At 73.8% G+C, this 14,515-nt stretch carries 13 protein-coding genes; 10 read left to right on the plus strand and 3 right to left on the minus strand.

Going from position 1 to position 14,515, the window contains the following annotated elements:
* Positions 1-214: 214 nt before the first annotated feature.
* From QRT04_RS01070 to QRT04_RS01105, 8 genes are read left to right on the plus strand one after another with little or no spacing between them, the layout of a single operon-like run.
* Entirely contained in the window at positions 215-1,876 is a 1,662-nt protein-coding gene (locus tag QRT04_RS01070; RefSeq protein ID WP_289453030.1) for a nitrite/sulfite reductase, read from the plus strand.
* Positions 1,873-2,595, plus strand: a complete 723-nt coding sequence (locus QRT04_RS01075) for a phosphoadenylyl-sulfate reductase (protein WP_289453031.1) — start codon at positions 1,873-1,875, stop codon at positions 2,593-2,595. Before QRT04_RS01070 ends, QRT04_RS01075 begins: the two co-directional genes overlap by 4 nt.
* On the plus strand, positions 2,592-3,497 hold the full coding sequence (gene cysD / locus QRT04_RS01080) for a sulfate adenylyltransferase subunit CysD (protein ID WP_326522446.1): 906 nt from the start codon (positions 2,592-2,594) through the stop codon (positions 3,495-3,497). The genes QRT04_RS01075 and cysD overlap by 4 nt, the downstream gene beginning before the upstream one ends.
* Positions 3,497-4,903, plus strand: a complete 1,407-nt coding sequence (locus QRT04_RS01085; RefSeq protein WP_289453033.1) for a sulfate adenylyltransferase subunit 1 — start codon at positions 3,497-3,499, stop codon at positions 4,901-4,903. The genes cysD and QRT04_RS01085 overlap by 1 nt, the downstream gene beginning before the upstream one ends.
* Positions 4,900-6,093 carry a uroporphyrinogen-III C-methyltransferase gene (gene cobA / locus QRT04_RS01090; protein WP_289453034.1) on the plus strand — a complete coding sequence of 398 codons (1,194 nt, stop codon included), beginning with the start codon at positions 4,900-4,902 and terminating at the stop codon, positions 6,091-6,093. Before QRT04_RS01085 ends, cobA begins: the two co-directional genes overlap by 4 nt.
* Positions 6,094-6,116: 23 nt before the next feature.
* Positions 6,117-6,923 (plus strand): dihydrofolate reductase family protein, encoded by an 807-nt coding sequence (locus QRT04_RS01095; RefSeq protein WP_289453035.1) that lies wholly within the window; start codon positions 6,117-6,119, stop codon positions 6,921-6,923.
* Positions 6,920-7,405 (plus strand): hypothetical protein, encoded by a 486-nt coding sequence (locus tag QRT04_RS01100; protein WP_289453036.1) that lies wholly within the window; start codon positions 6,920-6,922, stop codon positions 7,403-7,405. Before QRT04_RS01095 ends, QRT04_RS01100 begins: the two co-directional genes overlap by 4 nt.
* Positions 7,406-7,412: 7 nt before the next feature.
* Entirely contained in the window at positions 7,413-8,639 is a 1,227-nt protein-coding gene (locus QRT04_RS01105; protein ID WP_289453037.1) for a carboxylate--amine ligase, read from the plus strand.
* Here QRT04_RS01105 and QRT04_RS01110 read toward each other — a convergent pair.
* Complete coding sequence (locus QRT04_RS01110; RefSeq protein ID WP_289453038.1) at positions 8,608-9,789, minus strand: DegT/DnrJ/EryC1/StrS family aminotransferase; 1,182 nt, start codon at positions 9,787-9,789, stop codon at positions 8,608-8,610. The genes QRT04_RS01105 and QRT04_RS01110 overlap by 32 nt on opposite strands.
* Before the next feature lie 186 nt (positions 9,790-9,975).
* Here QRT04_RS01110 and QRT04_RS01115 point away from each other — a divergent pair, with 186 nt between their 5' ends.
* On the plus strand, positions 9,976-11,016 hold the full coding sequence (locus tag QRT04_RS01115) for a lipid II:glycine glycyltransferase FemX (protein WP_289453039.1): 1,041 nt from the start codon (positions 9,976-9,978) through the stop codon (positions 11,014-11,016).
* A 52-nt stretch (positions 11,017-11,068) separates the two neighbouring features.
* On the opposite strand, the gene QRT04_RS01120 is transcribed toward QRT04_RS01115, so the two are convergent.
* Entirely contained in the window at positions 11,069-11,899 is an 831-nt protein-coding gene (locus QRT04_RS01120; protein ID WP_289453040.1) for a peptidase, read from the minus strand.
* Positions 11,900-12,221: 322 nt separating this feature from the next.
* Positions 12,222-13,673 carry an NADP-dependent phosphogluconate dehydrogenase gene (gene gndA, locus QRT04_RS01125; protein WP_289453041.1) on the minus strand — a complete coding sequence of 484 codons (1,452 nt, stop codon included), beginning with the start codon at positions 13,671-13,673 and terminating at the stop codon, positions 12,222-12,224.
* Positions 13,674-13,890: 217 nt separating this feature from the next.
* Between gndA and QRT04_RS01130 the strand changes: the two genes are divergently transcribed.
* The gene (locus QRT04_RS01130; protein WP_289453042.1) at positions 13,891-14,475 is read left to right on the plus strand and encodes a DUF3000 domain-containing protein; all 585 of its coding nucleotides are present in this window, start codon (positions 13,891-13,893) and stop codon (positions 14,473-14,475) included.
* Positions 14,476-14,515: the final 40 nt, after the last annotated feature.

The raw sequence follows: 14,515 nt of genomic DNA on the forward strand, positions 1-14,515 counted from the left end.
TCGTCACGTGATCTCCGCCGGGTACGTCGCCATGTGTCGGCCGTGTGCCGTCGCGGCGCGCTCGTGCCTGTGCATGTGCTGCTGTCCGCGGACACGCTGACCCGCCCCGACCCCCACACCCGGGCGCGCGGTTCGCGTCCGAGGAGCAGGTGATCACCCCCTGCGCCCTGGAGGCGGCTGCACGCCCACGATCCCCTCCGGAGGTACGCGCCCCATGGCGCTGACCAGGATCGCTCCCCCCGCCAAGCGCGACGAAGGCCAGTGGGCCTTCGACGAGGCGCGCACGCCGCTCAACGGCAACGAGCAGATGAAGCAGGACGCCGACGGTCTGTCCGTCCGGCACCGCATCGAGACGATCTACGCCCGGGAGGGCTTCGCCTCGATCCCGGGCGACGACCTGCGCGGCCGGATGCGCTGGTGGGGCCTGTACACGCAGCGCAAGCCCGGCATCGACGGCGGCAAGACCGCGACGCTCGAGCCGGAGGAGCTCGAGGACGAGTACTTCATGCTGCGGGTCCGCGTGGACGGCGGCGCACTCGACCTCACGCAGCTCCGGACGGTCGCGCAGATCAGCACCGAGTTCGGCCGCGACACCGCCGACATCACCGACCGGCAGAACATCCAGCTCCACTGGGTGCGCGTCGAGGACGTCCCGGAGATCTGGCGCCGCCTCGAGGGCGTCGGCCTCTCGACGCAGGAGGCGTGCGGCGACGTCCCGCGCGTCATCCTCGGCTCGCCCGTCGCGGGCATCGCGGCGGACGAGATCATCGACGGCACGCCGGCCGTCCACGCCATCGCCGAGCGGTACATCGGCGACCCGGAGTTCTCGAACCTGCCGCGCAAGTTCAAGACGGCCATCAGCGGCTCGCCGCACCAGGACGTGGCGCACGAGATCAACGACGTCGCCTTCATCGGCGTCGTGCACCCCGAGCTCGGCGCAGGCTTCGACCTGTGGGTCGGCGGGGCGCTGTCGACGAACCCGATGCTCGGCAAGCGGCTCGGCACGTTCGTGTCCCTCGAGCGCATCCCCGAGGTCTGGGCGGGCGTCGCCGGCATCTTCCGCGACTACGGCTACCGCCGGCTGCGGACCCGCGCCCGCCTGAAGTTCCTCATGGCGGACTGGGGCCCCGAGCTGTTCCGCGAGGTCCTCGAGACCGAGTACCTCGGCTACGCGCTGCCCGACGGCCCCGAGCCGCCCCCGCCGCCGACCGGCCGCCGCGACCACGTCGGCGTCCACCCGCAGAACGACGGGCGGTTCTACGTCGGCACCGCCCCCACCGTCGGCCGCGTCTCGGGCACGCTGCTCGCTCGCGTCGCGGACCTCGCGGAGGCCGCCGGCTCCGACCGCGTGCGGCTGACCACCGAGCAGAAGATCGTGGTGCTCGACGTCGCGGCCGAGAAGGTCGACGACCTCGTCGAGGCGCTGGAGGACGAGGGGCTCTTCGTCCGCTCGGCGTCGACGTTCCGCCGAGGCACGATCGCGTGCACCGGCATCGAGTTCTGCAAGCTCGCGATCGTCGAGACGAAGGCCCGCGCCGCCCGCATCATCGGCGAGCTCGAGGACCGGCTGCCGACGTTCGACCAGCCGATCCGCATCAACGTCAACGGCTGCCCCAACTCGTGCGCGCGCATCCAGACCGCCGACATCGGCCTCAAGGGCGTGCTCGCGGGCGACGAGGAGGGCTACCAGGTGCACCTCGGCGGCGGCCTCGGCCTCACGAGCGGCCTCGGCCACTCGCTGCGCGGCCTGCGCGTGCCGTCGTCCGAGCTGCCCGACTACATCGAGCGCGTCGTCACGCACTACGACGAGCAGCGCGAGGAGGGCGAGCTGTTCGCCCAGTGGGTGCAGCGCGCCGACGAGGAGGACCTGCGATGAGCGCGACGATCACGGGCAGCACCGGCACCGACGCGCTCGACGCGCTGCGGGCCGAGGCCGAGCAGGCGGGCCGCGAGCTCGAGGGCGCGCACCCGAGCGAGATCCTGCGCTGGGCCGCCGACCGGTTCGGCAAGGACCTGGTGCTGGCGTCCTCGATGGGCGACGAGGTGCTCGTCGACCTGGCAGCCAAGGCGGCGCCCGGCATCGACGTGATCTTCCTCGACACCGGGTACCACTTCGCCGAGACGATCGGCACGCGCGACTACTACGCCGACTTCACGGACATCTCGCTCCGCACGATCCTGCCGCTGCGGACGGTCGAGGAGCAGGACGCCGAGCACGGCCCGCGCCTGCACGACCGCAACCCCGACCTGTGCTGCGCGCTGCGCAAGGTCGAGCCGCTCGAGCGCGGCCTCGCGCCCTACACGGCGTGGGTCACCGGCATGCGCCGCGAGGACGCGCCGACGCGGTCCGACATCACCGTCGTCGGGTGGGACGCCAAGCGGAACAAGGTCAAGCTCAACCCGATCGCCGCGTGGACCCAGGCCGACGTCGACGCGTACGTCGAGGCCGAGCACGTGGTGCTGAACCCGCTGCGCCAGGCCGGCTACGCGTCGATCGGCTGCGCACCCTGCACGCGCGCGGTGGCCCCGGGCGAGGACCCGCGGGCCGGTCGCTGGTCCGGTACCTCCAAGATCGAATGCGGGCTGCACACATGAGCGGGACCACGACCCTGACGCAGCTCGACGCGCTCGAGTCCGAGGCCATCCACGTGATGCGCGAGGTCGCGGGCGAGTTCGAGCGCCCGGTGCTGCTGTTCTCGGGCGGCAAGGACTCGATCGTCATGCTGCACCTCGCGCGCAAGGCGTTCTGGCCCGCCCCCGTGCCGTTCGCGCTCATGCACGTCGACACCGGGCACAACTTCCCCGAGGTCATCGAGTACCGCGACGACACGGTGGCCCGGTACGGCCTGCGCCTGGTCGTCGCGAGCGTGCAGGACGCGATCGACGACGGCCGCGTGGTCGAGCGCCCCGACGGCTCGCGCAACCCGCTCCAGACCGTGCCGCTGCTGGACGGCATCACGGCCCACCGGTTCGACGCGGTGTTCGGCGGCGGCCGGCGCGACGAGGAGAAGGCGCGCGCCAAGGAGCGCGTCTTCTCGCTGCGCGACGAGTTCGGCCAGTGGGACCCGCGCCGGCAGCGCCCCGAGCTGTGGGACCTCTACAACGGCCGCCACAAGCCCGGCGAGCACGTGCGCGTGTTCCCGCTGAGCAACTGGACCGAGCTCGACGTGTGGCGGTACATCGAGCGCGAGGGCGTCGAGCTCCCGTCGATCTACTACGCGCACGACCGCGAGGTCTTCCTGCGCGACGGCATGTGGCTCGCCCCCGGCGAGTGGGGTGGGCCGCGGGCCGGCGAGCAGCTCGAGACGCGCACCGTCCGGTACCGCACGGTCGGCGACATGTCCTGCACCGGCGCCGTCGAGTCGACCGCCTCGACGGTCCCCGACGTGATCGCCGAGGTGGCCGCGAGCCGGCTCACCGAGCGCGGGGCCACCCGCGCCGACGACCGGGCCAGCGAGGCCGCCATGGAGGACCGGAAGCGCGAGGGCTACTTCTGATGACGACGACCGACCACTCCCAGCGTGACCTCCTCCGCCTCGCCACGGCCGGCTCGGTCGACGACGGCAAGTCGACGCTGATCGGCCGCCTGCTGTACGACACCAAGTCGGTCCTCGCCGACCAGCTCGCTGCCGTCGAGCGCGCCACCGCCGCTCGCGGCGGCTCCGACGACGCGGCACCCGACCTCGCGCTGCTGACCGACGGCCTGCGCGCCGAGCGTGAGCAGGGCATCACGATCGACGTCGCCTACCGCTATTTCTCGACCGCCCGCCGCGCGTTCGTGCTCGCCGACACGCCGGGCCACGTGCAGTACACGCGCAACATGGTCACGGGCGCCTCCACCGCGGAGCTCGCGATCGTGCTGGTCGACGCCCGCAAGGGCGTCCTCGAGCAGACGCGCCGGCACGCGACGATCACGGCGCTCCTCGGTGTGCCGCACGTCGTGCTCGCGGTGAACAAGATGGACCTCGTCGACTTCGACGAGCCCACGTTCCGCAAGATCGCCGACGAGTTCGCGGGCTACGCCGACCTGCTCGGCCTGCAGGACGTGCTCGCCGTGCCGATCTCGGCACTCGACGGCGACAACGTGGTCGACCGCTCGGCACGGACGCCCTGGTACGACGGCCCGACGCTGCTCGAGCACCTCGAGTCCGTGCCCGTGCTGCGCGACCCCACGTCGGAGGAGCTGCGCTTCCCGGTCCAGGTCGTCATCCGGCCCCGCAACGCCGAGCACCCCGACTACCGCGGCTACGCGGGCCGCATCGCGTCGGGCGTCGTGCACGTGGGCGACGAGGTCGCCGTGCACCCGTCCGGCCGCACGTCGACGGTCGTCGGCATCGACACGTTCGACGGTCCGCTCGACCAGGCGCACGCGCCGCAGTCGGTGACGCTGCGCCTCGCGGACGACATCGACGTGGCGCGAGGCGACGTCATCGCCCCCGCGGCGGCGCGGATCGAGTCCGGCGCCGACCTCGTCGGCACGGTGTGCTGGCTCGCGGAGAAGCGCAGCGTGCTCGGCGCCCGCCTGCTGGTCCGCGTCGGCACGCGGACCGTGCGCGCGCTGCTGCGCGAGGTCGACGCCCGGCTCGACGTGGACACGCTGCAGGTCGACGCCTGGGACTCGGTCGACACCCTGCACGCGATCGACGCGACCGACACGTCGTCGGACATCCCGCCCCGCTCGCTCGGGCTCAACGCGATCGGCCGGGTCCGGCTGCGGCTGGCCGAGCCCGTCGTGCTCGACGAGTACGGCTCGCACCGGCGCACCGGCGGCTTCCTGCTGGTCGACCCGGCCGACGGCACGACGCTCGCGGCGGGCATGGTCGGTCCCACCCTGCTCGACGCGCTCGCGCCGGCGCCGGCCGCCGAGGCCGACGACGGCTGGCTGGCCGGGGCGGGCATATGACCGGCGCGCGCCACCCCCTGCTGCTCGACCTGGCCGGTCGTCGCGTGCTCGTCGTCGGCGGCGGCCCGGTGGCGGCACGCCGCGCGGCGAGGCTCGTGGAGGACGGCGCGGACGTCCATGTCGTCGCCCCGGCCATCTGCGAGGACCTCGGCGAGCTGGTCGACGCCGGCCGGCTGCACTGGCATGCGCGCGAGTACCTCGCGACCGACCTGGACGGCGCCTGGCTGGTCCACACGGCGACGGGCGACCGCGCGGTCGACGCGGCCGTCTCGGCCGACGCCGAGGCCGCACGTCTGTGGTGCGTCCGCGCGGACGACGCGTCGGCGTCGGCGGCGTGGACGCCTACCGTGGCGCGCGCGGACGACGTCACGGTCGCGGTCGGCGCGGGCGGCGACCCCCGGCGGGCCGTCGCGCTGCGCGACGCGATCGCGCTGCTGCTCGACACCGGCGCGCTCCCCTTGCGGCGGCACCGGCGCGCGGCCACCGGCCGCGTGACCCTCGTCGGCGGCGGCCCGGGCGACCCCGGGCTCATCACGACGCGCGGCCGGCGCGCGCTCGCCGAGGCCGACGTCGTCGTCGTCGACCGGCTCGCACCGCGCGCTCTGCTCGACGAGCTCGACCGGTCCGTCGAGGTGGTCGAGGCGGGCAAGGCGCCGCACGCGCACACCCTCACGCAGGACCAGATCAACGAGGTGCTCGTCGACCGGGCGCGCGCCGGCAAGCGCGTCGTCCGGCTCAAGGGTGGCGACCCGTTCGTGCTCGGTCGCGGCGGCGAGGAGGTCGCGGCGTGCGTGGCCGCCGGCGTGCCCGTCGACGTGGTCCCGGGGGTCACGAGCGCGATCGCGGTGCCCGGCGCGGCGGGCATCCCCGTCACGCACCGCGGGCTGTCCCGCCAGGTGACGATCGTCTCGGCGCACGACGCGGCGACCGACTGGTCCGCGCTCGCGCGGCTCGACGGCACGCTCGTCCTGCTCATGGGCGTCGCACGGCTCGCCGACCACGCCGCACGGCTCGTGGCCGCGGGCATGGCGCCCACCACGCCCGTCGCCGTCGTCGAGAACGGCACCCTGCCGGGCCAGCGGACGACGACCGGGACGCTCGCCGACATCGGCGCGGTCGCGGCCGCACGCGGCGTCGGCAACCCCGCCGTCGTCGTGGTCGGCGACGTCGCTGCCCTCGCGTCGCTCTGACAGCGTCGCCTACGGTGGCTGACGTGCCCGAGCTGCCCGCCTTCGACGTCCTGCTGCCAGTCGAGCGTGCCGGCTCGCGCCTCGAGGCCGCGCCCGACGAGGTCGAGCTCATGGGGCTCTACAACGACCGGATCCCCGTGCACCCGCCGCGCGGCGTGCACGTGCGCGCCAACATGATCGGCACGATCGACGGCGCGGCGACCGGTGCCGACCACGTCACCGGCTCGATCAACGGCTCAGCCGACTGGCGCGTGTTCCGCGTGCTGCGGGCGCTCGCCGACGTCGTGCTGATCGGCGCCGGCACCGCGCGCGACGAGCGCTACAGCGCGCTCGAGGTCCCCGCGGGCCTCGAGGCCGTGCGCGCGCGGCTCGGTCGCGCCGAGCGCATCGAGCTCGCGATCGTGAGCGCGTCCGGTGCCGTCCCGCCCGACCTCCTCGACGCCGAGCGTCCGCCCATCGTGATCACCACGTTCGCGAGCCCGTCGCTCGACGCGCTGCGCGAGCGCATCGGGTCCGAGCGCGTGATCGTCGCACCCGGTGCGACGCCCGAGCAGGTCGACCTCGGCGTCGCGTTGCGCACGCTCGGCACGCGCGGCCTCCAGCACGTGCTGGCCGAGGGCGGACCGCGCCTGCTCGCCGAGCTCGTCGCCGCCGACCTGGTCGACGAGCTGTGCCTCACGTGGTCGCCGAGGCTCGTCGGGGGCCCCGCGCCGCGCATCCTCAACGACGAGCGCTGGCTCGAGCCGGCCCGCGAGACGCGACCCGTCCACCTGCTGCACTCCGACGGTGTCCTGCTCGGCCGCTGGCAGGTCACTAGGCTCGGCGCGTGACCGACACGATCCTTGTCCTCATCGAGGACACCCTGGCCCCTGTCGACGTCGAGCACCTGCTCGCCCTGCACCCCGGCGAGACGCTCGAGTACCGCGTGCTCGTGCCCGCCGACACCGACCGCCCACTGATCCCGACGATCGTCGACGACCTCGGCATGGGCGAGCTCCGCCAGGCCTGGGACCGGCTGCGCGGGCGCGAGCCGTCCCAGCAGGAGGCCAAGGCCACGGCGGACGAGCAGCTCGCCGGGAGCATCGCGGCGTTCGCCGCCGCGGGCCGGCCGGCGACGGGCGAGATCACCGCCGACGACCCGATCCCCGCCGCCAAGGCCGTGGTCGAGGCGGGTGGCGCGCGCGAGGTCGCCGTCGTCACGTACCCGCACATGTTCGACGACACGTTCCACCGCGACTGGGCGTCGCGCGCTCGCGAGGTGCTGCAGGTGCCGGTGCTGCACCTGTACTCCGGCACGAGCGAGCTGGGCTGACCGCGGGGTGTACGGCAACGACGACTTCGTCCCGATCATCATCGGGACGGGGCTGAACGCGTACAACATCGCCCGGTCGCTGCACGAGGCGTTCGGCGTCCGCTCGCTCGCGCTCGGCCGCGTCGCGCTCCGTGAGACCGCGGACTCGTCGATCCTCGACGTCCGCGCGTACCGCGAGCTCGAGCAGCCCGAGTTCGTCGTGGCAACGCTCAAGAAGCTCGTCGACGAGTTCCCGGGCCGCACGCGCGTCCTGTACGCGACGATCGAGTTCTACACGAACATCCTCATCGACCACCGCGACGAGCTCGGCGACGACTTCGTGATCCCGCTGGTCGACAAGGCGCACGCCGCGCGGCTGATGGACAAGACCGACTTCTACCGGACGTGCGAGCAGCTCGGTGTGCCGCACCCGACCACGAGGATCGTGCCGCCCGGACCGGTGGACCCCGCGCTCGGCGAGGCCCTGCCGTTCCCGTTCCCCGTGATCCTCAAGCCGTCGGACACGGACACGTACCCGCGGCTGCGCTTCGAGGGCAAGCAGAAGGTCTACCTGGTGCAGGACGCGGCCGAGCTGCGGGCCGTCGCGGCGCGCATCTTCGCCGCGGGCTACGCGGGCGACCTCGTCGTCCAGGAGTACCTCGCGGGCGACGAGTCCGTGATGCGCGTGGTCAACACGTACTCGGACCGGACCGGTGCGATGCGGTTCCTCTCGGCGGGCCAGGTCGCGCTGACGGAGTGGGACCCGGCGCTCGTCGGCAACAACAACGCGATCGTGACGACGCACGACCCTGCGCTCACCGAGGCGATCCGCCGGTTCCTCGACGGCGTCGGCTTCGTCGGCAGCGCCAACTTCGACGTGATGCACGACCGGCGCACGGGCGTCAGCAAGCTGCTCGAGATCAACCTGCGGCAGGGCGCGACGAGCTACTACACGATGGCCGCCGGCGGGAACCTCGCACGGCTGTTCGTCGACGAGTACGTCTACGGCCGCGAGCTCCCCGAGACGGTCACGACGGACGAGCGGCTGTGGGTCAACCTGCCGTTCTGGGTGCTCATCCGATTCGTGCCGAAGCAGCTGCGCGCTCGGGTGCGGGCGGCCGCGCGTCGGGGCCGCATCCACACGCTGCGCTACCGGCCCGACCTGTCATGGCGGCGGCGCGTCGACATCGCGCGCATCGACCTGCGGCACAGCCTCGACTACGTCAGGTTCCGGAAGGTCCGCCCGCAGGGGTAGCCGCGCGGACGAGGCCCGCGATCCGGCGCGCCTCGGCGGCGTCGACCGCGGTCGGCAGGTTGACGACGCGTGCGATCAGGTCCTCCGTGACGGGCAGGGTGCCAGGTGTCCAGCCGTACGCCTGCGGGTCCTCGACGCCCGGGAACAGCCCCGGCCGGTACCAGCGACCCGCGTACACGCCCGCCGCCGTGAGCGCGTCGACCGTGCGGGTCGCGGCCTCGGCGTCCGCCGCGAAGAACGGGAACCGGACCAGGGACGCCCGCTCGCCCACCGACGCGGGGACCTCGACGACGCCCGCGAGCTCGCGCACGTACTCGGCGACCGCGGCGGAGCGACGCTCCTCGGTGGCGGCGAGCCCGGGCAGGGCAGCCTCGATCTGGGCGAGCATCCACGGCGAGGGCCGCATCGCCCGGTGCGCGAGCGCCGCGCGGCCCTCGACGGGTGCGACGGCCGGCTCGAAGAGCCCGAGCGCGGTGAGCGCCGACCGCAGCCGTGCGCCCACGCCGCCGAGCCGGTTCAGCACGCGCACCTGCGTGCGGTAGGCGCGCGCCACGAGGTCGAGCCGGCGGCCGACCGCCGGCAGCGCGTCGAGGTCGCTCGCGACGCGCTCACGCACCGCCGTGTCGCGCATCGCGGGGTTGAGCCAGATCGCGCCGCCGAAGCGCGTGGGCAGCATCTTCTCCACGCCGAACGAGTGCACCGACACGTCCGCGAGCGGCCGGCCATCCGCACCGCGGGCGAGGCGCCCGAGACAGTGCGCCGAGTCCTCGACGACGAGCGCCCCCACCGCCTGCGCGCGCTCCGCGAGCCCACGAGCCCGCGGCTCGTCGACGATGCCGAACGTGTGCTGCACGACCACGGCGCGCGTCGCGGCGTCCAACGCGAGCGGCTCGGGGTCCACGGCCACCGACGCGGGCGCCACCTCGGCGTGCACGGGCCGGAGACCCGCGACGAGCACGGGGTCGACCGCCGTCGAGCACGTGAACACCTGGGTGACGACGTCGCCACGACCGCGCACCGCGGCCAGCCCGCGGAGCACGACCTCCATGCCGTACCGCGCCTTGAAGACGAGGAACCAGTCGCTGGCGTCCGTCCCGGTCCGTTCCGCGAGCATCCGCGTCACCGCAGCGGCGTCGGCATGGGTGGTCATCGTGCTCCTGACGTGCGGGGACGTGGACCGACCCGGCAGCCTCGCGCCGGGCGACGCCCCAGCGTAGCCAGGCGCCCGTCCCCCGCGACGCGCCGCCCGCGGGGGTCGGCGCCGTGCTTCTCGCCCTGCCGTGGGCCGGCGGACCCGCCGGGCGGGGCTCGCGGGGTCGTCTATACGATGGCGGGCATGCCTGCTCCGACTGCCCTGCCCGTCGTCGAGCCGGTGACCGACCGCGTCGCCTGGGACGCGCTGGTCCGCTCCCTCGGCGGGCACCCGCTCCAGCTGTGGGGCTGGGGCGAGGTCAAGGCCACCGGCCCGTGGCGCGCGCATCGGCTCCAGGTCCGCTCCGGCGACCGCACGATCGGCGCCGCGCAGGTGCTCGTGCGCGCGCTGCCGTTCCCGTTCCGCGCGCTGTCCTACGTGCCGCGCGGACCGGCCGTCGCGCCCGCCGACCCAGAGGCTCCCGTCGGGTACGGCGTCGGCGACGAGGCGACGCGCGCGTCGGTGACCGCGGCCGTCGTCGCGTGGTGCCGTTCGAACGTCGGGGGCGTCGGCGTCAGCCTCGAGCCCGACTGGCCGGCCGGCACGCCCACCACGATCCCCGGCGCCGCGCCGGGACCGGAGCCGATCCTGTGCGAGTCGACGCTGATCCTCGACCTCACGCGCACGCAGGACGAGCTGATGGCGGCGATGAGCCGCACGACGCGCTCGGACGTGCGCAAGGGCGGGCGCGACGTCGAGGTCCGCCGCGTGACCGAGGAGGACGACGTCCGCGCCGTGCTCGGCGTCTACCACGAGACCGCGCTGCGGGCCGGGTTCGCCCTGCACGACGACGACTACTACCTGTCGGTGCACCGCGAGCTCGGCGACGACTCCGTGCTGGTCGCGGCGTTCCAGGACGGCCGGCCCTGCTCGTTCGTGTGGGACGCCGTCTCCGGGTCGACGGCGTTCGAGCTCTACGGCGGCGTCAACGACGCGGGCCGCAAGGCGCGCGCCAACGCGCCCGTGAAGTGGCACGCGGTCCGCCTGGCGCAGGACGCCGGGCTGCTGCGCTACGACATGAACGGCCTGCTCAACGACGGGATCTCCGAGTTCAAGCGCTCCTTCGCCGACCACGAGGACCTGCTCGTCGGGACGATCGACGTGCCGTTCTCGCCGCTGTACCGCGTGTGGGTGCGCGCGATCCCGTGGGGGAAGAAGGCGCTGCGGCGGCTGCGCCGCGGCTGACCAGGCCGCCGGGCGAGCGACCCCCTCGCCCGGGTGCGGCCCTGAGCCGCCCTCACAGGCGCGGCTCGCAGGCCCCCTCACCGAGCAGCGCGAGGCCCGCCAGGTCACCGGCCCCGAATGCGTTCACGCCCCGCGTCCCGCTGGGATTCATCACCTGGCTGGGATCGGCGACGTGGTCGAGCCCGACGAGGTGCGCGAGCTCGTGCATGACGACGGTGACGCCCTGGCCGTCGAGTCGCTGGGCGTTCATGACCTGCACGGCGTCGAGCTCCACGGTCCCCACCACGTCGACCATCAGCCGGCCGTCGGCGGTCACCGCGATCGGCATCGTCAGGCCTGCGACAGCGCCCTGGAGACGGAAGTCCTGCTTCTCGCTCGTCCACGCGATCAGCACGGGCACGAATCGGTCCCCATAGCGATCGGGCTCGCTGAACGGCCGAACGCGCCGCACGTCGAGCGCCTCGTCGGTGCGTCCGTCGTCCACGAACACCAGGCCCGTCGCGGCGCTGACCGCGGCCACCGCCTCATCGATCAGCTCATCTCCGCCCGCGGGCGCGTCACCGGTCGTCACGTAGTGGATCGGGCGGCACGGATCCCACGCGACTGGTGTGATCCCGTCGGGCTGGGTGTGGAGGAACTTGTAGGACGAGCTCGTCTCGCTCAGTGCCGGCGGATGACCCAGAGGGGTCGCACCCTCCTCGTACCCCGGCGTCGGATAGCCCAAGGCGCGCAGGACGCCGGCGGGGATCGCCGGGTCGGCGGGATCCGCGCCGGTCGACTCCCCGGTCGTGGCGGGCGGCTCGGCCTCGACGACAACTCGCGGTTCGGTCTTGTCGGGCTGGAGAGCCGACCAGCCACCCCCGACGACGAGACCGAGGGCCACGAGCAGGATCACCTGACCGGGCCGGGGGACGCGATTCCGTCGGGGCTCGACCGGCTGAGCCGGGGAGCCCGCGGGTGAGCCGGCCTGATCCCAGGGTCCGGGCGCAGGCGTCTCGGGGAGCCACAGCGAGCCGGGGAGGCCTTCGGCGGCGCGCGGGCGGTCCTCCTGCGGCGAGTGGTTCTCCGGCAACGCATGCCTTCCGGTCGGCGGGTCTACGCCGATTCATCGGCGCGTCCCGTGCAGGCCTGAAGGCAGACGACGAACCCGCGGCCGCGCCGGAGCGCATGCCGCGGGTTCGTCGTGAGCGGGCGAGCGACTCCGCTCAGGCGTCCTGCTCGCTGCGGTCGCCGGACCACAGCGTGTGGAACGTGCCCTCGCGGTCCGTCCGGCGGTAGGTGTGAGCGCCGAAGAAGTCGCGCTGAGCCTGGATCAGCGCGGCGGGCAGGCGCTCGGCCCGCACCCCGTCGTAGTACGCGAGCGACGACGAGAACGCCGGGGTCGGGACGCCGTGCAGCGCGGCTCCCGCCACGACCCGACGCCACGCTGCGACGCCGTTGCCCACCGCCGACGTGAAGTACTCGTCGGCGAGCAGCAGCGGCAGGTTCGCGTCGCGCTCGTAGGCCTCCGTGATGCGGTTGAGGAACCGCGCGCGGATGATGCAGCCGCCGCGCCAGATGCGCGCCATCGCCCCGCGGTCGATGTCCCAGCCGTTCTGCTCCGAGGCCGCGGCGATCTGGTCGAAGCCCTGGCTGTACGCCACGACCTTCGACGCGTAGAGCGCGAGGCGGACGTCCTCGATGAACGCGTCACGGTCGCTGATGTCCCACGGCGTCGTGTCGGCCGGGAGCGTGCCGCGGGCGGCCTCGCGCTGCGGCACGCCGCCCGAGAGGGCGCGCGCGAACGTCGCCTCCGCGATGCCGGTGATCGGCACGCCGAGGTCGAGGGCGTTCTGCACCGTCCAGCGGCCGGTGCCCTTCTGCTCGGCCTGGTCGAGCACGACGTCGACGAACGCGCTGCCCGTCGCGGCGTCGACGTGCTGCAGCACGTCGGCCGTGATCTCGATGAGGAACGACTCGAGGTCGCCCGTGTTCCAGTCGGCGAAGATCTGCCCGATCTCCGCGGCGCTCGCGCCGAGGCCCTGGCGCAGCAGGTCGTAGGCCTCCGCGATGAGCTGCATGTCGGCGTACTCGATGCCGTTGTGCACCATCTTGACGAAGTGCCCGGCGCCGTCCGGGCCGACGTACGTGCAGCACGGCACGCCGTCGACCTTCGCGCTGATGGCCTCGAGGATCGGGCCGAGGCTCTCGTACGACTCGCGCGTGCCGCCCGGCATGATCGACGGACCGAGCAGCGCGCCCTCCTCGCCGCCGGACACGCCCGAGCCGACGAAGTGCAGGCCCCGGGCGCGCAGCGCGTTCTCGCGGCGGATCGTGTCGGGGAAGTGCGCGTTGCCCGCGTCGACGACGATGTCGCCCTCCTCGAGCAGCGGCACGAGCTCGTCGATGACGGCGTCGGTCGGGCCGCCGGCCTTGACCATGATCACGATCTTGCGCGGGCGCTCGAGGCTCGCGACGAAGTCCTCGACCGACTCGCTCGCGACGAACGTGCCCTCGTCCCCGTGGTCGTCGACGAGCGACTGCGTCTTGGCGAACGTGCGGTTGTGGATCGCCACCGTGTAGCCGTGCCGGGCGAAGTTGCGCGCGAGGTTGCGGCCCATCACCGCCAGCCCGGTGACGCCGATCTGGGCGCTTGCGACCTGCGAGTTCGCGGTCATGCGGGGTGCTCCTTCGGTTCGACGGCCGTCGCGGCGCGCTGCGGCGCAGGCCGGGACGACGACCGGGTGATGGCTGCCGAACCAGCGTAGCCGCGGGCCTCTCGCGCGCCTCGGGCCTGCCCGAGCGTCGAGATCACAGCCGCCGACGCCGAACTGTGATCCGGGCGCGGCGCGCCGAACGGCGCCGGTGTCGGCGCACGCGCCTACCATCCGATCCGTGACCCCCGCCGGCCCGGACGAGGTGCCCGTCGACTTCCTCGACGCGCTCCGATCGCTGCGCCGCGTGACCGTCCGCCCCGAGGTCGTCCTCGACGAGGTGCCCGGGCCGTCGCGCATCGCGCCGTACACCGCGGCGCTCACGGCCGAGGTCCGCACGGCCCGCCGCTCGGTGTCCGCATCCGAGCTCGCGTCCGGCCGGTTCGTCGTGCTGTACGACCCCGCCGGTCAGGAGGCGTGGGACGGCTGCTTCCGGCTCGTCACGCTCGTGCGCGCGACGCTCGAGCACGAGGTCGGGGAGGACCCGCTGCTCGCGGAGGTCGCGTGGAGCTGGTTCGGCGACGCCCTCGCGTCGGTCGGGCTCGACGCGCACGCCGCAGGAGGCACCGTGACACGCGTCCTGTCGCAGAGCTTCGGGGCCCTCGAGCGCCGAGCGGAGCAGACGGAGCTCGAGATCCGCGCCTCGTGGACGGCGTCCGACTCGGACCTCGGTGACCACCTGCGCGCGTGGGCCACCCTGCTGTGCACGGCCGCGGGGCTCGAGCCGCTGCCCGACGGCGTGGTGCCGATCGGGCCACGCCACTGACGACCGCGGGCCGCCGAGGTCGTGCGCTCAAGGCCGTCTC

The organism is Cellulomonas alba (assembly GCF_030362835.1).
In the GTDB taxonomy this organism is placed as follows: domain Bacteria; phylum Actinomycetota; class Actinomycetes; order Actinomycetales; family Cellulomonadaceae; genus Cellulomonas; species Cellulomonas alba.